Origin of the sequence: Micromonospora sp. WMMD729, from assembly GCF_049315225.1 — a bacterium.
Lineage (GTDB): Bacteria > Actinomycetota > Actinomycetes > Mycobacteriales > Micromonosporaceae > Micromonospora.
On sequence record NZ_CP186059.1, the window covers coordinates 3,471,467 to 3,490,077 of the forward strand.

At 73.0% G+C, this 18,611-nt stretch carries 17 protein-coding genes; 11 read left to right on the plus strand and 6 right to left on the minus strand.

The window, feature by feature from the left end; translation table 11 throughout:
- The first annotated feature begins 115 nt into the window (after window positions 1-115).
- Entirely contained in the window at window positions 116-1,852 is a 1,737-nt protein-coding gene (locus tag ACN263_RS16055; RefSeq protein ID WP_422735101.1) for a sulfatase-like hydrolase/transferase, read from the plus strand.
- A 100-nt stretch (window positions 1,853-1,952) separates the two neighbouring features.
- Here the strand turns inward: ACN263_RS16055 and ACN263_RS16060 are convergent, their stop codons facing one another.
- Together ACN263_RS16060 and ACN263_RS16065 are read right to left on the minus strand one after the other, a co-directional pair.
- A complete protein-coding gene (locus ACN263_RS16060; RefSeq protein WP_422735102.1) occupies window positions 1,953-2,678 on the minus strand; it encodes a hypothetical protein in 726 nt (241 codons plus the stop codon).
- A 275-nt stretch (window positions 2,679-2,953) separates the two neighbouring features.
- Window positions 2,954-3,544 (minus strand): helix-turn-helix domain-containing protein, encoded by a 591-nt coding sequence (locus ACN263_RS16065; RefSeq protein WP_422735103.1) that lies wholly within the window; start codon window positions 3,542-3,544, stop codon window positions 2,954-2,956.
- A 75-nt stretch (window positions 3,545-3,619) separates the two neighbouring features.
- Here ACN263_RS16065 and ACN263_RS16070 point away from each other — a divergent pair, with 75 nt between their 5' ends.
- The 4 genes from ACN263_RS16070 to ACN263_RS16085 all read left to right on the plus strand — a co-directional run bounded on the left by ACN263_RS16070 (window position 3,620) and on the right by ACN263_RS16085 (window position 9,486).
- Window positions 3,620-5,185 carry an FAD-dependent oxidoreductase gene (locus ACN263_RS16070; protein ID WP_422735104.1) on the plus strand — a complete coding sequence of 522 codons (1,566 nt, stop codon included), beginning with the start codon at window positions 3,620-3,622 and terminating at the stop codon, window positions 5,183-5,185.
- A gap of 203 nt (window positions 5,186-5,388) precedes the next feature.
- Complete coding sequence (locus tag ACN263_RS16075; RefSeq protein WP_422735105.1) at window positions 5,389-7,068, plus strand: hypothetical protein; 1,680 nt, start codon at window positions 5,389-5,391, stop codon at window positions 7,066-7,068.
- Between the two features lie 129 nt (window positions 7,069-7,197).
- Entirely contained in the window at window positions 7,198-7,959 is a 762-nt protein-coding gene (locus ACN263_RS16080; protein WP_422735106.1) for a methyltransferase domain-containing protein, read from the plus strand.
- A 132-nt stretch (window positions 7,960-8,091) separates the two neighbouring features.
- On the plus strand, window positions 8,092-9,486 hold the full coding sequence (locus ACN263_RS16085) for a dihydrolipoyl dehydrogenase family protein (protein WP_422735107.1): 1,395 nt from the start codon (window positions 8,092-8,094) through the stop codon (window positions 9,484-9,486).
- Between the two features lie 7 nt (window positions 9,487-9,493).
- Here the strand turns inward: ACN263_RS16085 and ACN263_RS16090 are convergent, their stop codons facing one another.
- The 3 genes from ACN263_RS16090 to ACN263_RS16100 all read right to left on the minus strand — a co-directional run bounded on the left by ACN263_RS16090 (window position 9,494) and on the right by ACN263_RS16100 (window position 12,294).
- Window positions 9,494-10,261 carry a nucleotidyltransferase domain-containing protein gene (locus ACN263_RS16090; RefSeq protein ID WP_422735108.1) on the minus strand — a complete coding sequence of 256 codons (768 nt, stop codon included), beginning with the start codon at window positions 10,259-10,261 and terminating at the stop codon, window positions 9,494-9,496.
- Between the two features lie 192 nt (window positions 10,262-10,453).
- Window positions 10,454-11,809 (minus strand): hypothetical protein, encoded by a 1,356-nt coding sequence (locus tag ACN263_RS16095; protein ID WP_422735110.1) that lies wholly within the window; start codon window positions 11,807-11,809, stop codon window positions 10,454-10,456.
- Between the two features lie 5 nt (window positions 11,810-11,814).
- Window positions 11,815-12,294, minus strand: a complete 480-nt coding sequence (locus ACN263_RS16100; protein WP_422735111.1) for a hypothetical protein — start codon at window positions 12,292-12,294, stop codon at window positions 11,815-11,817.
- 102 nt (window positions 12,295-12,396) lie between these two features.
- On the opposite strand from ACN263_RS16100, the gene ACN263_RS16105 reads away from it, so the two are divergent.
- Window positions 12,397-13,233 carry a copper resistance protein CopC gene (locus ACN263_RS16105; protein WP_422735112.1) on the plus strand — a complete coding sequence of 279 codons (837 nt, stop codon included), beginning with the start codon at window positions 12,397-12,399 and terminating at the stop codon, window positions 13,231-13,233.
- A gap of 259 nt (window positions 13,234-13,492) precedes the next feature.
- Entirely contained in the window at window positions 13,493-15,898 is a 2,406-nt protein-coding gene (locus ACN263_RS16110; protein ID WP_422735113.1) for a ricin-type beta-trefoil lectin domain protein, read from the plus strand.
- 53 nt (window positions 15,899-15,951) lie between these two features.
- On the opposite strand, the gene ACN263_RS16115 is transcribed toward ACN263_RS16110, so the two are convergent.
- Complete coding sequence (locus tag ACN263_RS16115) at window positions 15,952-16,338, minus strand: DUF2267 domain-containing protein (RefSeq protein WP_422735114.1); 387 nt, start codon at window positions 16,336-16,338, stop codon at window positions 15,952-15,954.
- A gap of 181 nt (window positions 16,339-16,519) precedes the next feature.
- Between ACN263_RS16115 and ACN263_RS16120 the strand changes: the two genes are divergently transcribed.
- The 4 genes from ACN263_RS16120 (at window position 16,520) to ACN263_RS16135 (ending at window position 18,608) form a co-directional block, all read left to right on the plus strand.
- Window positions 16,520-16,852 (plus strand): nuclear transport factor 2 family protein, encoded by a 333-nt coding sequence (locus tag ACN263_RS16120; protein WP_422735115.1) that lies wholly within the window; start codon window positions 16,520-16,522, stop codon window positions 16,850-16,852.
- Between the two features lie 33 nt (window positions 16,853-16,885).
- Window positions 16,886-17,722, plus strand: coding sequence for an oxidoreductase (locus tag ACN263_RS16125; protein WP_422735116.1), 837 nt, complete (start codon window positions 16,886-16,888; stop codon window positions 17,720-17,722).
- Between the two features lie 128 nt (window positions 17,723-17,850).
- Complete coding sequence (locus tag ACN263_RS16130; protein WP_422735117.1) at window positions 17,851-18,183, plus strand: STAS domain-containing protein; 333 nt, start codon at window positions 17,851-17,853, stop codon at window positions 18,181-18,183.
- Entirely contained in the window at window positions 18,183-18,608 is a 426-nt protein-coding gene (locus ACN263_RS16135) for an ATP-binding protein (RefSeq protein ID WP_422735118.1), read from the plus strand. Before ACN263_RS16130 ends, ACN263_RS16135 begins: the two co-directional genes overlap by 1 nt.
- Window positions 18,609-18,611: the final 3 nt, after the last annotated feature.

Here is an 18,611-nt window from a genome sequence, read left to right on the forward strand (position 1 = left end):
CGGCGCTGCCGGTGCCCAGCGCGGCGCTGCCGGTGCACACGACGGCGCTGCCGGTGCCCAGGCGCGCGCTGGCGGCCCGCTCGGCCGGTACGGTGCGTTCCGACTGGAGGCCCCGATGACCCTTCCCGCTCGGCGACGCCGGCTGGCCGACCGGCTACCCGGGCGCGCCGCGTCGACCGGTCACGCCGGTGGTCGTACTCCCGTGGTGTCGCCCGCGTCGGACGGCCCGGCGCGGCGGGCGCGACGGTGGGTGGGCACGACGCTGGCGGTCCTGCTGGTGTACGCCGTCCTGATCGGACCGGACCGCCTCGGTGAGCTGACCCCCGGCGCGTTCGTGCGCATCCCGCTGGAGGGTCTGCTGATCGCCGCGCTGCTGCTGGCGCTGCCGGCACGCCCACGGCGCGCGGTGGTGGCCGTGCTCGGGCCGCTGCTCGGCCTGCTGGCCATCGTGCGGCTCGCCGACCTGGGGTTCCGCACGGCCCTCGACCGGCCGTTCGACCTGGTGCTGGACTGGCTGTTGCTGGACGACGCGTTCGGCTTCGTCCGGGACTCGGCGGGGCGGGCCGGCGCGCTCGGCGCGGTGGTCGGCGTCGTGCTGCTGGTCGGAGCGCTGCTGGTCGTGGTGACCGTGGCGCTGCGGCGGCTGGCGTCCCTGCTGGTCGACCACGAGCGGACGGCGACCCGGACGGTGGCCGCGCTGACGGCCGTCTGGGTCGTCTGCGCGGTCGCCGGGGTCCGGCTCGTGCCGGGCGTGCCGGTGGCCGACGCCGGGGCCACCGCGCTGGTGGGCGCGCACGCCGAACAGGTCGACGCGCGGCTGCACGACCGGAGCCGGTTCACGGCTCAGATCGACGCCGACCCGTTCCAGGACGCCCCGGGCGAGCAGTTGCTGACCGGGCTGCGCGGCAAGGACGTGGTGCTGGCCTTCGTGGAGAGCTACGGGCGGGACGCCGTCGAGGACCCGGAGTTGGCGCCGCAGGTCAACCCGGTGCTGGACGCCGGGACCGCGCGGCTGCGCGCCGCCGGTTACGGCTCCCGCAGCGGCTTTCTCACCTCCCCCACGTTCGGCGGCGGTAGCTGGTTGGCGCACGACACCCTGCTGTCGGGCCTGTGGACGGACAACGAGCAGCGGCACCGCAGCCTGCTGGCCAGCGACCGGCTCACCCTGAACGGCGCGTTCCGCCGGGCCGGCTGGGAGACCGTCGGGGTGCTGCCGGCGGCGACCCAGCCCTGGCCGGAGAAGGACTTCTTCTCGTACGACCGCTACTACGACGCCGAGGCGCTCGGTTACCGGGGCCCGAAGTTCAGCTACGCCCCGATGCCCGACCAGTACACGCTGTCCTTCTTCCAGCGGCAGGTCCGGGCCGACGCGGACCGTCCGATCATGGCGGAGATCCCGCTGATCTCCAGCCACTCCCCGTGGACGGCCGTGCCCCGCATGATCGGCTGGGACGCGGTGGGCGACGGCTCGATCTACCACGATCAGGCCACGGCGGAGGACGACGACCCGGGCGACGCCGGCCGGGCGCGCGCCGGCTACCGGCAGGCCATCGCCTACTCGTTGCAGTCGCTGATCTCCTATGTCGAGACCTACGGCGACGACGACCTGGTGCTGGTCTTTCTCGGCGACCACCAGCCCGCTCCAGTGGTGACCGGCGAGGGCGCGAGTCGGGACGTGCCGATCACCATCGTCGCCCGGGACCCGGAGGTCTTCGACCGGATCGCGGGGTGGGGCTGGCAGGACGGCCTGCGCCCCGGCCCGCAGGCGCCGGTGTGGCCGATGGACTCGTTCCGGGACCGGTTCCTGACCACCTTCGGGTCGACGACGGCGCCGCTGGCCGCCCCGCGCTGAGGGCGCCGTGCCCTGCGGATGATCGACACGAGGTCACCGATGTCGGGGTATCCAGCTGGCCGGGATACCCCGACATCGCCGATGTCGTGATGATCACCGCTCAGTCGGACCCGGCGGGGGCGGGGACCTGCCAGGTGCTGTTCGCGACGTCGTAGACGGCCCTGCGGTCGACCTGCGCCGGGACGGGCTGACCGAGCCGCCACGGCTCGGACGTGGCGTACAGGTCAACGGTCACCGAGCCCGGCGTGCTGGTAGCGATCTCGCCGACCCAGTGCCGGCTCTCCTCGATCAGGCGCTCGACGGTCTCGACCGGCGGCGCCGTCACCTCCACCGCCGCGCTGCCGACAAGCGCCGAGCCGACCAGCAGTGCCAGGAGACGACCCAGCAGCCGCGCTGGGACAGCCCGATCCGTCGTCTCGACGAAGACGTAGCAGTCGTCATGTCCGGAGAACAACAGGCGCGAGCCGGGAAGATCAGGCAGAACCGGCTCGTCGAACCTGGCGCTCCCAACGGTGATGATCGCCTCGTCGAGGCGCTCGGCCGTCGGCGTACCCGGAAGGTCCAGCAATGTCAGTTCGTAGGGTGACCAGCCGGTCAGGAAACGAGGTATCTGCTCGCGGTCGATCAGTAGGGCCTCTTCGCTGAGACCAACGACACCGGACGCCAGCACAGACACATCGTGTGCCGCGAAGCTGACGCCCTGCTCCGCAGCGATCCGTGACGGCAGCCACTGCTGGTACTCCTCGTCCAGGAAGCTGTTCGTCTCCAGGCCAACGACCATGATCGTGTCGTTGGCGGGAGGCATGAGCACGTCGGCCAGTTCCACGGCCTGCGCCGCGGTCGCATCGACCATCCAGGAGCCGTTGATCTCGCGGACGCTGAAACTCAACGGAAAGGGCGATCCACTGACCCCCACGCTGTTCGCGGAGAACGCCCCGTGAGGTCCGACCCGGACCGTCGCGGTGCCACCGTGCGTGCGGTCCTCGGCGATCGGGGGGCCGACTGCGGCGATGTCCCTCCGCCCGGCGACGGCATATCCGGTCACGGGGTGACCCTAGTGGTCAGGCCACGCTCGGGAGCACCGGCCAGGTCGCCCGGCTATTACCGCTCGGTGGCAGCGGGGCGGGCGCGTACGTGCAGCCGCTCTCCCTGCGGCCCGAAGAGGCTGAGCGCCTCCGCGGTGCCCGGCCCGGGATTGAAGAAGAGGTGCGGGATGCGGGTGTCGAACTCGGCCACCTCCCCCGGCATCAGGATCAGGTCACGGTCACCGAGCACCAGGCGCAGCCGGCCCGAGAGCACGTACAGCCACTCGTACCCCTCGTGGACCTGCGGACTCCGTCCCCCGGCGGTCGGGTCCGGCGGGAAGATCTGCTTGAACGCCTGTAGACCGCCCGGTCGGCGGGTCAGCGGCAGGTGCGTCACACCGTGGATCACGATCGGCTTGGGGCGTACCCGGGGGTCGCCGGTGGCCGGGGCGTCCACCAACTCGTCCAGCGCGATCTGGTAGGCCCGGGCCAGCGGGAGCAGCAGCTCCAGGGTGGGTTTGCGGCTGCCGGACTCCAGCCGGGACAGGGTGCTCACCGAGATGCCGGTCAGGTCGGCGAGCTGGGCCAGCGTGGTGCCGCGCTGCTGGCGCAGGGCCCGCAGTCGGGGCCCGACGGCTGCCAGCGCGGCGTCATCCTCGTTTGCCATAACGGCAACGATACTTGCCATCTCGGCGACGGCGACGGATGGTGGGCTCAGCCGACTCAAGAGGGGGACTTTCCGGTGGACGAGACGTACGACGTGGTGGTGGTGGGCGGCGGCGCGGCCGGGCTCAGCGGCGCCCTGGCGCTGAGCCGCGCCCGCCGATCGGTGCTGGTGATCGACTCCGGGGAGCCGCGCAACGCGCCCGCCGACCATGTGCACAACTACCTCGGCCGGGAGGGAACGCCACCGGCCGAGCTGATCGCGGCCGGACGCGCCGAGGTGGCCGGGTACGGCGGGCAGTTCCGCGCCGGCCGGGTCCGGACCGCGACCCGCGACGACGACGCCTTCCGGCTCACCCTGGACGACGGCGACGCGGTGCGGGCCCGCCGCCTCCTGGTGGCCACCGGGCTCACCGACGAGCTGCCCGACGTGCCCGGGGTGGCGCAGCGGTGGGGCCGTGACGTGCTGCACTGCCCGTACTGCCACGGCTGGGAGGTACAGGACCGGCGGATCGGCATCCTGGCGACCGGGCCGATGGCCGTGCACCAGGCCGAGATGTGGCGGCAGTGGTCCTCCGACGTGCTGCTCCTGCTGCACGACGCGCCGACCCCGGACGAGGAGACGGCCGAGCGGCTCGCCGCCCGGCGCATCGCGGTGGTGCCCGGGCCGATCGCCGCGTTGGAGGTGACCGGGGACGCGCTCAGCGGTGTCCGGCTCGCCGACGGCCGGGTGGTGGCGCTCGACGTGGTGGTGGTCGCCACCCGCACGTCACCCCGGTCCGACCTGCTGGTGGGGCTGGGCCTCGCACCGGAGGAAGTGACCATGGGCGGGCACGTGGTGGGCACCCAGATCCCGTCCGACGCCACCGGGGCGACGACCGTGCCCGGTGTCTGGGTGGCCGGCAACGTGGCCGACCTGCGCGGGCAGGTCATCACGTCGGCCGCCGCCGGGCTGATGGCCGGGGCGGCGATCAACGCCGACCTCATCGCCGAGGAGACCCGGGACGCGGTGACCGCGTACCGGCAGTTGGTCGCCACGACCTTCGAGGAACCGGCGTGGGAGGAGCGGTACCAGTCGAAGCCGGCGGTGTGGAGTGGCCGCCCGAACCCGCAGTTGGTCACCGAGACCGCCGAGCTGACCCCGGGGCGGGCGCTCGACGTGGGCAGCGGTGAGGGCGCCGACGCGGTGTGGCTGGCCGAGCGGGGCTGGCAGGTCACGGCGGTGGACATCTCGACCACCGCCCTGGGCCGGGCCGCCGAGCACGCCGACGCCGCCGGGGTCGGTCACCGGATCGAGTTCACCCACGCCGACCTGCGCGACAAGCCGCCCGCCGAGGAGGCGTACGACCTGGTGACGGCGCAGTACATGCACCTGCCCCCGGAGCAGCAGCGGGAGTTGTTCGCCCGCCTCGCCGCCGCGGTGGCCCCGGGCGGGGCCCTGCTGATCGTCGGCCACCATCCGATGGACCTGTGGGCGTCGAGTCACCGACTGCACATGCCGGACATGATGTACACCGCCGAGGAGGTCGCCGCGGAACTGGACCCGACCCACTGGGACGTCCAAACCGTCGACACCCGCCCCCGCCCCGGCCCCCACGACGCAATCCACCACGACGCCGTCCTGCTGGCCCGCCGCCGCCGCTGAGCAGCCGGCACTGAGCACCGTCGATCATGGAGTCGTGGTGGCTGACAAGAGCCGCGGATCCGGGCCTTCCGGGCACCACGACTCCATGATCCGCGAATGAGGGGTGCGCGCCTTCGCACGGGGGTGGGCTCGGCGGTAGCGTTGCGCCACACTCACGGCCCGCAGGGCAGTTGACCTTGCGCCCGACGTACGGAGGATGGTGCATGTCCATCGGCGCTGAGCCGCTCGCAACACGCGACGATGCGGCCTCGCGGCCGAGCTTCGAGCTCGCCCTGCGCGGCTACGACAAACGCCAGGTGGACCGGCACCTGGAGCAGCTCGACGGGCAGATCGCCATGCTCAGCGGCGAGCACGGGCGGTCGGCGGTGCGGGTGCGTGAGCTGACCGCCGAGGTGCAGCGGCTGCGCGCCGAACTGGCCGAGATGCACGAGCAGCCGGTGCAGGTGGACCGCGCCTCGTTCCAGGATCTGGGCCCGATGGTGGGCGAGATCCTGACCCTCGCCGAGAAGCAGGCCGCCCTCATCACCGAATCGGCCACCGACCGGGCCAACGAGCTGCGCGCCGAGGCGGAGCGGATCCTCGCCGACACCCGTGAGCGGGCCGCGCAGGCACGCCAGGACCTGTCCGAGGAACTGGCCGCGCGGCGCAGCGAGCAGGAGCAGGCGTACGAGGAACGGCGCGCGGTGGCCGAGGCCGAGTTGACGGCGATCCGGGAACGCGCCGAGCAGTTGCGCGCCGACGGTGAGGCCGCGCACGAACGCGCCCAGCACGAGGCGAAGCGCATCACCGAGCAGAGCGCGCAGCAGCTCAACCAGACCCGGGTGGCCGCCGACGCGCTGATGAAGTCGGCGCGTACCCAGATCCAGCAGGAGATCCAGGCGGCCCGGACCAAGAACCAGCAGGAGATGGCGCAGTGGCAGGCCGGCGTGGAGCGCGAGGTCGCCGAGCGGCGCAGCGCCGCCGAGCAGGAGATCGCCGAGTTGCAGGCGGCGGCGCAGGAGGAGCTGGCCGAGCAGCGCACCTCGACCGAGGAGCAGATCGCCGCGCTGCTGGCCGAGGCGCAGCAGCACGTCACCGAGCTGCGTAACCGGGCCGACGAGCAGGCCGCCAGCCACCAGGAGCAGTTGACCGCCCTCCAGCAGGAGATCGCGGAGCGCCGCGAGGAGTCGGCCCAGCTGCACGCCGAGTTGGAGACCGCCCAGCAGCAGCTCGCCGAGGTCCGCCAGGAGGGCGAGACCCTCGAGAACGAGCTGTCCCGCACCCAGCAACGGCTGAGCGAGGTGCGCCGGGACCTGACCGCCGAGGCGACCCGGCTCGACGAGGCCCGGCGGGCCGGCGACTCCGCCGAGCGGCACGCGAAGGAGGTCCGCGCCCGGGTGCAGCGGGAGGCGAAGCGGGTGGCCGACCTGGCCGCCGCCGCCGTGATGGCCGCCGCAGCCGGTGGTACGGAGACGGCCGAGTACCCGATGGTCGGTCCACGGTCGGCCCCGTCCCGGGCCGGTGTCGAGGTGCTCTCCGTCGACCAACCGAACGACCGCACCGAGGATGCCGAGCGTGCCGGCGGCGACGAGGGCAACGCCGAGCAGTTCCACGCCGACCGGGTCGGTGCCGACGGGGTCGGTCGCCACGAGGCGGCCGCTCAGGACGGGGCCCGAGCCGAGGAGACCCCGGCCGAGGCGGAGGACACCGACGGTGACCGGACCGATGACGAGCGCCCGGAGGGGACGCCCGTGCGCTATCCGGTAGCGCTGCCCGACCGGACGGCCACCTCGGGAACGCCCGCTCCGCAGCCCGAGCCGATCTTCACCCGCCCCGACCCGACGCCCGTACCCTTCCTGGCCTTCGGGCAGCCGGTCAGCGACAACGGCAACGCCCGGCACTGACCTCAGCGCTGACGGACCGGGCCCGGGGCGCATGCGCCCCGGGCCCGGCAGGATCCGCGGTCGGGAGCCTGCACCGAATCAGCACACTGTCGTCACGACACGCCCACGAACCGGTGGTGGGATGGGCGGATGAGCCAGCTCACGAGTGCGGACCGGATCGCGTACCTGGACACGGCCGCGGCCATTCCGACCGGGCGTGACTACAAGAGGCGTGCCGTCGACGCGCTCGATCTGCGGCCGGGGCACCGCGTGGTGGACGTCGGCTGCGGACCCGGTACCGACCTGGGGCGACTGGCCGACGTGGTCCGCGCCGACGGCCTGGTGGTCGGGATCGACCGTGACCCGGGGATGCTCGCCGAGGCAGGTCGGCGGGTGGCCGACCGGCCGGGGGTCGACCTGCGTCGGGGCGACGTCCACACGCTTCCGCTGGACGACGACAGCATGGACCGGGCCCGGATCGACCGGGTCCTGATGCACGTGGCGGATCCTGCGGCGGCGTTGGTGGAGGTGCACCGGGTGCTGCGCCCGACGGGTGTGCTGGTGGTGACCGAACCGGACTGGGACACCCTGGCCGTCGCCGACGAGGACGTGGCGACGAGCCGCCGTTTCGCCCGGTTCGTGGCCGGTCGGGTGCGGAATCCGACCATCGGGCGGGAGCTGGTCCGGTTGTCGGGGCGGGCCGGCCTGCGGGTGCGGTCGGTCGAGGCGATCGCCGTCGTCTTCGACGATTTCGACACGGCCGATCGGATCCTGGGGCTGCGGCGCAACTCCGCCCGTGCGGTGGCGGCCGGCGAGCTGACCGACGCGGAGGTCCGACCCTGGCTGCGACGTCTCACCGCCGGGCCGCTGTTGGCGAGCGTCACCCTCTACCTGGTCACCGCCGAGGCCTGAGGACCCCGCCGGCTTTCGCCGGGAACCACCCCGGACGTGCCGTCGGAGCTGGCAGGCTGGGCTGGCCGACCCGCACCGACGACCGCCGCCCGAAGTGGCGACGACGAGCCTCCCGGCCGCGAAGGAGTACCCGTGCCCGATCAACCGGAGGACTTCGACCTGCTCGTCGTGGGTGGCGGCAAGGCGGGCAAGACGCTGAGCATGGACCTGGCGCGCGCCGGACGCCGGGTGGCGATGGTGGAGCGCGGCATGATCGGCGGGAGCTGCATCAACGTCGCGTGCATCCCCACGAAGGCGCTGGTGACGAGCGCGCGGGTGGCTCACCAGCTACGGCAGGCCGCCGCGCTCGGCCTCTCCGTCGAGGGTGCCCGGGTCGACGTGGACCTGCTGCGGGCGCACAAACAGGACGTGGTCGAGCAGATGGTGGCCGCCAACCGGCAACAGTTCCTCGACTCGGGTCTGCACCTGGTGATCGGCTCGGCCCGGTTCGTCGCCGCCCGGACCGTGCGGGTGACCCTTGCCGACGGAGGCGAACGGCTGCTGCGCGGCGCCGACGTGGTGATCAACACGGGCACCCGCCCGCATCTGCCGTCCGTGCCCGGGATGACCGAGGCGGGCGTGCTGACCAGCAACGACCTGCTCCGGCTGGAGCGACTGCCGGCACGGCTGGTGGTGCTCGGCGGCGGGACCGTCGGGGTCGAGTTCGCGCAGATGTTCGCCTCGTTCGGCAGCGCGGTGACGGTGGTCGAGGGCGGCCCGCAACTGCTCAGCCGCGAGGACCCGGACGTCGCCGACGCGCTGATGCGGGTCTTCCTCGCCGACGGCATCGACGTCCGCGTCGGCGTGGCCGTCGCCCGCGTCGACCGTGATCCCGACGGGACGCTCCGGGTCGCCCTCGACGACGGCAGCGTGGTGACCGGTGACGAGGTCCTGGTGGCGGCCGGCCGGGCACCGGTCACCGACGGGCTCGGGCTGGACGCGGCCGGCGTCCGGCTCGACGAGCACGGCTTCGTGCTGGTCGACGAGTACCTGCGCACCAGCGCCGAACGGACCTGGGCGGCCGGGGACGTCGCGGGCAGCCCGCAGTTCACGCACGTCTCGCTCGACGACTACCGGATCATCCGGGCCAACCTGACCGGTGAGCGGCGCAGCACCTCGGGACGGCTCATCCCGTACACCGTCTTCACCACCCCGGAGCTGGCGCGGGTCGGTCTCAGCGAGAGCGACGCGCGCCGGGCCGGGTACGACGTCGAGGTGGCCCACCTTCCGGTCGCCGCGATCCCCCGCGCCCGTACGCTGCGGGACACCCGGGGCATGTGGAAGGCGGTGATCGACACCCGCACCGACCTGATCCTGGGCGCGTCGCTGCTCGGTCCGGAGTCGGGCGAGGTGATCACCTCGGTGCAGTTGGCCATGCTGGCGCGGATGCCGTGGACCGCGCTGCGGGACGCGATCATCACCCATCCGACCATGGCCGAGGGGCTCAACCTGCTCTTCGCCTCGCTGCAACCCCGACCGGTGCGCTGAGCACCGCTCAGCCGGCGATCTCGGCGCGTACCCGTTGCTGGAAGGCGCGGGCCTCGGGGCCGGTGGGCGGCGGGCCGCCGTGCCGGGCGGCGATGGCCCGGCGGATCGCCTCGGCCGGGTCGCCGCCGTCGACGAGCCGCTGACCGGCGGACACCTTGGACAGCCAGACGCCGTCCCGGTGCCGTACCAGCGAGCGACAGGCGCCGAGCACGGCGTCCTCGGCGCCGGGCGCGGGACCGTCGTCCGGCGGCGTCGGCAGGGCCAGCCACCAGGTCAGCGCCTCGACCAGCAGGCGACGCAGGTCGGTCGGGGCGAGGTCGGTGAAGACCTCCGCCGCCGGCGGACCGAGCAGCGACAATCCGCTCTGGTGCAGGATGCTGCGGTCCAGCCCGTACCAGAACCGGCCGTCGGCGCCCGGTCGGTCGGCCGGGTCGAGGGTACGGCGGAACGGCATGGCGCGGCCGGTGTTCAACTCGACCTCGAAACCGGGTTCGGGGCTGCCGGACGCCGCCACGGCCCGCTGGTAGACGACCAGTTCCAACCCGCGTGCCGGGCAGGGCAGCGCCTCGTGTCGCAGTCGCGCCACCAGTGACCGCTTGACGGCCTCGGTGAGCGGACCGGCGCAGACCAGCGCCACGTCCACGTCGCTGCGCCCGGCCTGGTACGCGCCGAGACCCACCGAACCCGCCGCGTACGCGCCGACGAGCCCGTCGCCGAGCACGTCCCGGGCGGTGTCCACGAGATCGTCGAGGTAGCGCTTGAGAGCAGAGTCCACGCCCCCATCCTCGTCTGCGGGCGCGGACGGCGGACTGCCGGCCGGCGGACACCACATTGAGCGTGATGCCTCTGCGTCATCTTGATGACCCAGAGGCATCACGCTCAATGGAGCGGGCGGCTCCGATCCGGCCGGAGCACGAGCCCGCGAGCGGCGGGCGACCAGCGACCGGCTTCGGGCTTTGACAACGGCCTAACCGGCGTAGAGCAGCAGCAGACCGGCGATGGTGTAGGCGACCATCAGCGCGAGCAGCGGGAGCTGACCGGCGACCGCCCGCGCCCGGGGGAACAGGTACAGGGCGCGGTCGTGGGCGAGCAGCGTGCCGAGCAGATGACCGACGATGATGACGGTGATCTGAAGGTTGGCCACCCCGGAGGGGGTCACCAACGCGGTGTGCGGTTCCCAGCCGGCGGTGCCGAAGACGTCCGCGCCGGTGTCCCGGGGATCGGACAGCAGGGCGAGGGTGCGTTGACCCTCCAGGACCAGCAGCGAGTAGTAGTGCGCCACCACGTAGCCCACCGCGATGGGCACGATCGAGTGCGCGATCTCGCCCGGCACCCGCCGCCCCGCGTCCGCGTCGCCGTCCGTCCGCCCGGTGCGGCCGACCCGGGCCGCGACGCCGGTGGCGGCCAGGTACGCCACGGCGACGGCCCCGATGACCAGGACCAGCCCGGCACTGCCGGTGACCACCGGCGGCAGCCCGTTCTCCTGGGCGAAGCGCAGCCAGGCCGGCGCGTTGGAGAGGCTGTCGAACATCGTGGAGCCGAGCAGCACGACCACCACGGCGACCAGGCCGGGGCGCGGCCGCAGCCCGGCGATGCCGTCGAGCGGGTTGCGCCACACCAGCACACCGTCGGCGGCCCGGCCGATCGGAGCGAGCCGGCCGACGAGCCCGCTGTAGACCTCGAACGGGTCGGCCCGGTCGAACCAGCCCGCCCCGAACACCACTGCGCCCGCCAGCATCACCACGGCGTACCCGGCCAGCCACGCGGTGATGACCGGCAGGGTGGCCCGGTCCGGCGCGACCAGTTCGAGCCAGACGAACCCGAAGAGGGTGAGCGCGGCGGGCCAGAGACCCAGACCGACCGGCAGTTCACGGACGCCGCGCGTCGGGTCGCGCCGGGCCGCCAGCGCGCCGAGCAGATGCACGGTACGCAGTGGGTTGACCGCCCGCCAGACGGGACCGAACAACAGCGAGACGGGCACCAGGCCGACCCAGAGGAGCACGTAGAGCGCGCCGGCCGTCGGGTTCTCCGGGGTGTCCGGCCCGGCGAGCAGGCCCACGCAGAACCAGCCGGCGGCGAGCAGGCCCAGTACGCGCAGCGCCCACCGCAGCGCGGGGGCGTCGACGAGGCGGGCCAGCCGGTCCGGCACCGGACGACCACCTGCGGCGTCCCGGTCCAGGCGTGGCTCGCGCCAGAGCACGCCCAGCGCGACGAACGTGACGACCAGGGTCAGGGCGGCGGCCACGACGAGTTCGGGCAGCGTGATCGGGAGATCCTGCCGGCCGCCGACGCCGTGCGCCAGCAGCGTGGGTGCGGCGGTCATTGCGGTCAGCGGACGACGAGCTGGAACAGCACCAGCTCGGTCTCGTGCGTCTCGACCTCGAACAGCCCGGTCTTGTCGGCCCGGAACTGCACCGAGCCCGGTGTGCCGGCGGGCAGCCGGGCACCCAGGTCGTACCCGTGTACGTGCAGCTCGTCGGCGACGTCCGAGGTGACCGTGATCCGCACCGACTGGCCCTTGGTCACGGTCACCCGGCCGGTCGGCGGGGTGATCCGTCGCTTGGCGATGGTCACGGTGATCTCCCGGTCGACCGTGGGCGCGCTGGGCGTGGCGGCCGGGGTGGGATCGCCGGTCGGGGCCGCCGCGGCCGAGGTGGTCGGCGCGGCGGCGGAGGTCGGGGCCGTCGAGGGGGTGGCCACGGACGGGTCGTCGTCCTGGCCGCAGCCGGTGGCGAGCAGGGCGGTGAGCAGACCGGTGACCAGCAGGGCGGCGGAGCGGGCGGTGGGGCGCGAACCGGGGACGGGCACGGGTGGACTCCGAACGACGCGAGGGGACGGGGTGTCGAGGTGATCGTCGGAGGGTGAACTCTACGTCTTGTTCGGCGGCGGCGAAATGACCATGATGAACGAATGCGATCGAGGCTGGTCACTGTCGGTAATGTCGCGCGTCGTGCCCTGGTGGGGCTGGCCGCGCTGGTGGTCGCGTCGCTGGCGCTGCCCGCCGCCCCGGCGTCGGCGCACGGCCAGTTGGCGACGTCCACCCCGCTGACCGGCACGGTGGTGCGCCAACCCCTCGAGCGGGTCGGGTTGTACTTCACCGAGAAACCCGCCGCCAACGCGCACTTCACCCTCACCGGTCCGGACGGGTCGCGGGTGGACAGCGGCTGGTCATACGGCGAGCCGAAGCGATTGGACAAGCCGGTCCAGGAGTACTTCATGGTCAACGGCACCTTCGAGCCACGGCTGTACCACACCGGCTTCCCCGCGATGGTGGCGGTCGCGCACTGGCCCGCGAAGGGCCGCTACACCGCGAGTTACCTCACGGTCGCCTCCGACGGTGAGGCGGTACGCGGCACCGTCACCTTCGACTACCAGGGGCCGAGCACGGCGGCTCCGGCCGGTTGGACGGCGCCGACGAACGGTCCCGATCCGGCCCTGCTCGCCCAGGCCGAAGGCAAGGCGTCGGCGTCCGCCGTGCCGGCGGCGACACTCGACCCGGCGATCACCCCCGCCGCCGCGCCGCCGGCCCCCGCGAAGGAAGGCGGGCTCCCGCCGTGGGTGGTTCCCGCCGCCATCGTCGCCGTCGTGGGCACGCTCATCGTCGTGGCGGCCCGCCGTCGCCCGGCGGCACGGCCGTCCACGGGCGCGACCCGCCAACGTGGCGGCGCGGCACGTCCACAGGGCGGTGGCGCTCCCCGCCCACGCGGCGGAGCGAACCGCCGGCCGGCCCGTCGCGGCCGCCGCTGAGACCCTGGTAGCCGGCCACATCCCCGGACATTCAGGGATCAGTGCCGCGAACTTTCGCAAAGACATCGGGAACTTTTGATGCATCGATGCAAAGGCATGGACACCTCAATCGAAACACCTTAATGTCTCGACCCATCAACCCGGTGTTTCCGGATCGTCACTCGTCGGCGTCGAGGACGTTACGGACCGGGCCGGCGGCCACCACCTCACCATGCTGCACGCCGGCCGTCGGTCACTCCTCATCCTCGTTGGAGGAACGATGGGTACACGGCTGCCTCGCCGATTCCGCAGTCCCGTCCTGGGCGCGCTCGCGCTCGTCCTCACCGTCGGCCTCTGGGCCGCCCCGGCCGACGCCGCTCCGGAACAGGAGCCGGGCGTCACCCTGCGCGTCTACGACGTCCAGGTGCCGCTCTCGGAGATCTGTACGCTCAAGCCGGCGCAGACGCCCAATGTGGACAAGCTCATGTCCACGATCAACTGGACGTCGGCGGCCGACTTCGGCTTCGACGACAACTTCGTCTCGCAGGTCCTCGGCAACATCACCGTCACCCAGGCCGGCAGCTACACCTTCCGGCTCAGCAGCGACGACGGGTCCAGGCTGACGATCGACAACACCGTCGTCGTGAACCACGACGGCCTGCACGGCGCCACCCCGCCCAAGGAGGGCACGGTCACCCTCGCCGCCGGCCTGCACCCGCTGCGCATCGACCACTTCGAGCGCGGTGGCGACCAGCAGATCACCCTCGAGTGGCGTACGCCCGGCTCGTCGTCCTTCGTGGTCGTACCGAACTCGGCGTTGAGCACCGACGCCGGTGTCGTACGGGTCACCGCGCCGGGGCGCAAGGAGTGCGAGGGCGTCAGCGACACGCCCGGCGACGGCCTGCCGCTGACCGGCGTGCACCCCGGTTACACGCTCACGAACCTGCGACCCGGCAGCTTCCAACCGAAGGTCACCGGGATGGACTGGCTGCCCGACGGGCGGCTCGTCATCTGCACCTGGGGTGGCAGCGACCAGTCCGGCACGTCCCAGGACGGCGAGGTGTACGTCATGGGCGGCACCGGCGGCACGACCGGCCCGGGCTCGGTGACCACCAAGAAGATCGCCGGCGGCCTCAAGGAGCCGATGGGGCTCAAGGTCGTCGACGGCGTGGTCTACGTGTCGGAGAAGCAGCGGTTGACCCGGCTCGTGGACACCAACGGCGACGAGGTGGCCGACCGTCTCGACACCGTCGCCACCTGGCCGTACGGCGGCAAGTTCCACGAGTTCGCGTTCGGCCTGCTCTACCGGGACGGGTTCTTCTACCTGAACCTGTCGGTGTCGATCGACTACGGTGGCGCGACCACCGTGCCGCAGCCGGCCGCCAACCGGGGCACCACCATCAAGGTCAACAAGGACACCGGCGCGGTCAGCTACGTCGCGGGCGGCCTGCGCACCCCGCACGGCATCGGCTGGGGCCCGGAGGGCGGCATCTTCGTCACCGACAACCAGGGCGGCTGGCTGCCCTCGTCCAAGCTGGTGCACATCAAGCAGGGCCGGTTCTTCAACCACTACACGACCCCGGTCGGCCCGTTCGACAGGGCCCTGGTCACCCCGCCGGTGCTGTGGATGCCGCAGAACGAGATCGCCAACTCCCCCAGCACGCCGCTCTACCTGACCAGCGGCCGCTACGCCGGCCAGTTCGTCATCGGCGACGTGACGTACGGCGGCCTGCAACGGGCCAGTGTGGAGAAGGTCAACGGCGAGTACCAGGGCGCGTTGTTCCGGCTCACCCAGGGCCTGGAGGCGGGCGTCTCCGAGGTCAACCTCGGCCCGGACGGCGCGATCTACGTTGGTGGGCTCGGCGCGGGCGGCAACTGGGGCCAGACCGGCAAGCTGACGTACGGGTTGCAGAAGCTCACCCCGAACAGCGCCAGCACCTTCGAGATGCTCGCGATGCGCGCCACCACGACCGGCTTCGAGGTGGAGTACACCCAGCCCGTCTCGGCGACGACCGCCGCCAACCTCGCGTCCCACTACAAGCTCAAGCAATGGCGGTACCAGCCGACGTCGGCCTACGGCGGGCCGAAGGTCGACGAGGAGACGTTGACCGTCACCTCGGCCACCCTGTCGGCGGACGGGAAGACGGTCAGCCTCGTGGTGGCGGGTCGTAAGGCCGGTCGGGTGGTGCACCTGCGCTCGCCGCGCCCGTTCACCTCCACCAGCGGCCAGTCACTGTGGAGCACCGAGGCGTGGTACACGCTCAACTCCATCCCGGGCAGCCCGCCACCGTCCGTCGGCGGCACCATCACCGGCGTCGGCGGCAAGTGCCTGGACGTCGACAACTCCGGTTTCGCCGACGGCACGAAGATCCAGCTCTGGACCTGCAACGGCACCGCCGCCCAGTCCTGGACCCGGGTCGGCGACACGTACCGGGTGCTGGGCAAGTGCCTCGACGTGGACAACGCCGGTACCGCGAACGGCACGAAGATCCAGCTCTGGACCTGCAACGGCACCGGCGCGCAGATCTGGCAGCCGCAGAGCGACGGGTCGATCCGCAACCCGCAGTCCGGCAAGATCATGGAGGCCGCCGGCGGTAACACCGGCGACGGCACCCAGATCCAGCTCGGCACGTACGCGGGCGGCGCCCACCAGAAGTGGGTGGTCAGTAGCGGGGTAACCGGCTGACCTCGGACGAGGGGGCGTGGCCTGACCGGCGGGTCGGGCCACGCCCCGGGTGGTCAGGGGCCGTGCGGCAGCGGCTGCGCCAGCGCCCGCAGGTCCGCCGGGAGCTGGGACAGGGCATCGGAGAACTCCCGGTGTCCGACCACCCGGTGCATCGTCTCCAGGACCGCTCGTACGCCCCGCTCGGCCCCGGCCCGGTCCGTGCCGGCGCGGTCGGCGACGCGGCGCAGGAACTCGTCGTACCCGAATGTCTCGGGCGGTTCGGCGGCCTTGACCAGCAGCGGGCTCAGCTCGTCGGCCACGTGCGGGGCCAGCGCGGTGGCCTCTCCCCCGCTGAGGCGCTCGGTGAGCGTCCGCAGCACGGCCTCGGTCAGCGGGCGTGCCTCGGCCGGCGCGATGCCCGCCCGTGCCGCCACCTTGTCGACGAACGCCAGTTCGGCCATGGACCCGCCCCTTCCGTCGCCGGGACGCGTGGCTACCCGGGGCGGGCGGCGGCAAACCCGCGGGCGCCGGAACGGCGGTTCTGCCGGTTGCGCCGCGCCCCACCCGCCGTGTCTCGTACCGTGAGGTCGGACCGGGACCACGGGGGCCGCCCGACGGCGGCCCGTGCCGCAGGAGGAGCAGATGGCGGTCGACCTGCCCGACGTGATCGACAGGTACTTCCGGGCCGTCGGCGACGGGGACGTGGATGCCTTCGTCGCCTGCTTCGCGGACACGGCGAGCGTGGCCGACGAGGACCGGCTGTACGACGGTCGGCCCTCCATCCGCTCCTGGCGGGAGCGGACGATGGCGGAGTACTCGTACACCGCCGAACCGGTCGGGGTCACGCCCCAGGCCGGCGACTCGTACCTGGTCCGCACGCGGGTGTCGGGCGACTTCCCCGGCAGTCCGGTCGAGCTGCGCTACCGGTTCACCCTGCGCGACGGCCTGATCGGCGCCCTGGACATCCGCCCGTAGCGACCGCGCCACCTGACAGGAGGAGGTACCGTCGTGCCGCGAGTCTGGCTCGTCACCGGCTGCTCGCGAGGGCTCGGCCGGGCGCTCGCCGAGGCCGTACTGGCCGACGGCGATCAGCTCGTCGCCACCGCCCGCAACCCCGCGCAGCTCGCCGACCTCACCGACCGGTACGGCGACCAGGTCCGGGCGATCGCGCTCGACGTCACCGATCCGGCCGCCGCCCGGGCGGCCGTAGCTGCGGCGGTGGACGCGTTCGGCGCCCTGGACGTCCTGGTCAACAATGCCGGGTACGCCGACGTCGGTGCGATCGAGGACATGTCCGAGGACGCCTTCCGGGCGCAGATCGACGCCAACTTCTTCGGCGTGGTCCACCTGACCCGCGCCGCCCTGCCGGTGTTGCGGGAGCAGGGGCGCGGGCACATCGTCCAGATCTCCAGCGTCGGCGACCGGGTCGCCAGCACCGGCCTGGGCGCGTACCAGTCCGCCAAGTGGGCGGTCGCCGGCTTCTCGGCGGTACTCGCCACCGAGGTCTCCTCGTTCGGGATCCGGATCACCACGGTCGAACCCGGCGCGCTGCGCACCGACTGGGCGGGCGCCTCGATGAGCATGTTGCCGACCACCGAGCCGTACCGGCCGGTGATCGAGCCGGTCGTCGAGCGGATGCGCCGCACCAGCGGAACCCAGCCGGGCGATCCCGCCCGGGCGGCGCGGGCGATCATCGAGATCACCCTCGTCGACGACCCACCCGCACGGTTGCTCCTGGGCGCCGACGCCGTGGCGGCCGCCGCGACGGTCGCCCACACGCTCGCCGCGTCGGACGCGCGGTGGCGCGAGCTGAGCGAGTCCGTCGCGTTCGACGCGGGTTCCTGACCCGTCGCCGCCGCACAGGGGCCGCGTCTTCTTGATCAACCGCCGAACGGAGGACGTGGCCTACCGGCCATCGGATGACATGATGTCCCGACAACGGCTGACGCGACGAGGAAGGGTGCTGCTGTCCGATGGCGCACTTCGAGGCCCGCACGTCCACGGAACCCGGGCGGATCGTGGTCACGTTGACCGGTGAGTGCGACCTGGCGGCCCAGCCTGAGCTGACGACCGTGCTGTCCGCGGCGGTACGCGCCGCCGCGGTGGTGGTGGTCGACGTCGGCGGGCTCCGGTTCCTCGACTCCACGGGCCTGCACGGCCTGGTGACCGCCCATCAGGCGGCGCGCGCGAGCGGCCGGCACCTGTACGCGGTGAACGCCTCCGGTCCGGTCGCGGCCGTCCTCGACATCACCGGCGTGGGCAGCCTGCTGCGTCCGCCCGCCGACGACCCGCGGCTGGCGGGCTGATGGCGGCCGACCGACGCGAGACCCACGCCGTGGCCGAGGAGCCTCCGTCCGCCCCGGGCACCGACACCATGGCGTACGAGGCAGCGGCCGACCTGCGTACGCTGCGCGCGTTCGTCTGCGACGGCGCCACGGCGCGGGGCCTGTCGGCCGAGCGGGCCGAGCTGCTGGTGCTCGCGGTCAGCGAGCTGGCGACCAACACGTTGCAGCACACCACCGGGGGCGGCCGGGTCCGGCTGTGGGCCGAGGGTGACCAGGTGTTCTGCGACGTCGTCGACCAGGGCCCGGGGCGGGCGCTCGGCCGGGACATGCCCGCCGCGAACGCGGTACGCGGTCGTGGGCTGGCCATCGTCGAGCAGGTCTGCGACGAGGTACGGGTGCTCACCACCGGTGCGGGCACGGTGGTCCGGATCCGGCTCTCGCGGTGAGCG

Coding starts and splice junctions, on each gene's coding strand:
- ACN263_RS16135 (WP_422735118.1), top strand. CDS start 18,183: ATGGCGGCCGACCGACGCGAGACCCACGCCGTGGCCGAGGAGCCTCCG.
- ACN263_RS16055 (WP_422735101.1), top strand. CDS start 116: ATGACCCTTCCCGCTCGGCGACGCCGGCTGGCCGACCGGCTACCCGGG.
- ACN263_RS16080 (WP_422735106.1), top strand. CDS start 7,198: ATGAGCCAGCTCACGAGTGCGGACCGGATCGCGTACCTGGACACGGCC.
- ACN263_RS16115 (WP_422735114.1), bottom strand. CDS start 16,338: ATGGCCGAACTGGCGTTCGTCGACAAGGTGGCGGCACGGGCGGGCATC.
- ACN263_RS16095 (WP_422735110.1), bottom strand. CDS start 11,809: ATGACCGCCGCACCCACGCTGCTGGCGCACGGCGTCGGCGGCCGGCAG.
- ACN263_RS16130 (WP_422735117.1), top strand. CDS start 17,851: ATGGCGCACTTCGAGGCCCGCACGTCCACGGAACCCGGGCGGATCGTG.
- ACN263_RS16105 (WP_422735112.1), top strand. CDS start 12,397: ATGCGATCGAGGCTGGTCACTGTCGGTAATGTCGCGCGTCGTGCCCTG.
- ACN263_RS16110 (WP_422735113.1), top strand. CDS start 13,493: ATGGGTACACGGCTGCCTCGCCGATTCCGCAGTCCCGTCCTGGGCGCG.
- ACN263_RS16075 (WP_422735105.1), top strand. CDS start 5,389: ATGTCCATCGGCGCTGAGCCGCTCGCAACACGCGACGATGCGGCCTCG.
- ACN263_RS16120 (WP_422735115.1), top strand. CDS start 16,520: ATGGCGGTCGACCTGCCCGACGTGATCGACAGGTACTTCCGGGCCGTC.
- ACN263_RS16065 (WP_422735103.1), bottom strand. CDS start 3,544: ATGGCAAACGAGGATGACGCCGCGCTGGCAGCCGTCGGGCCCCGACTG.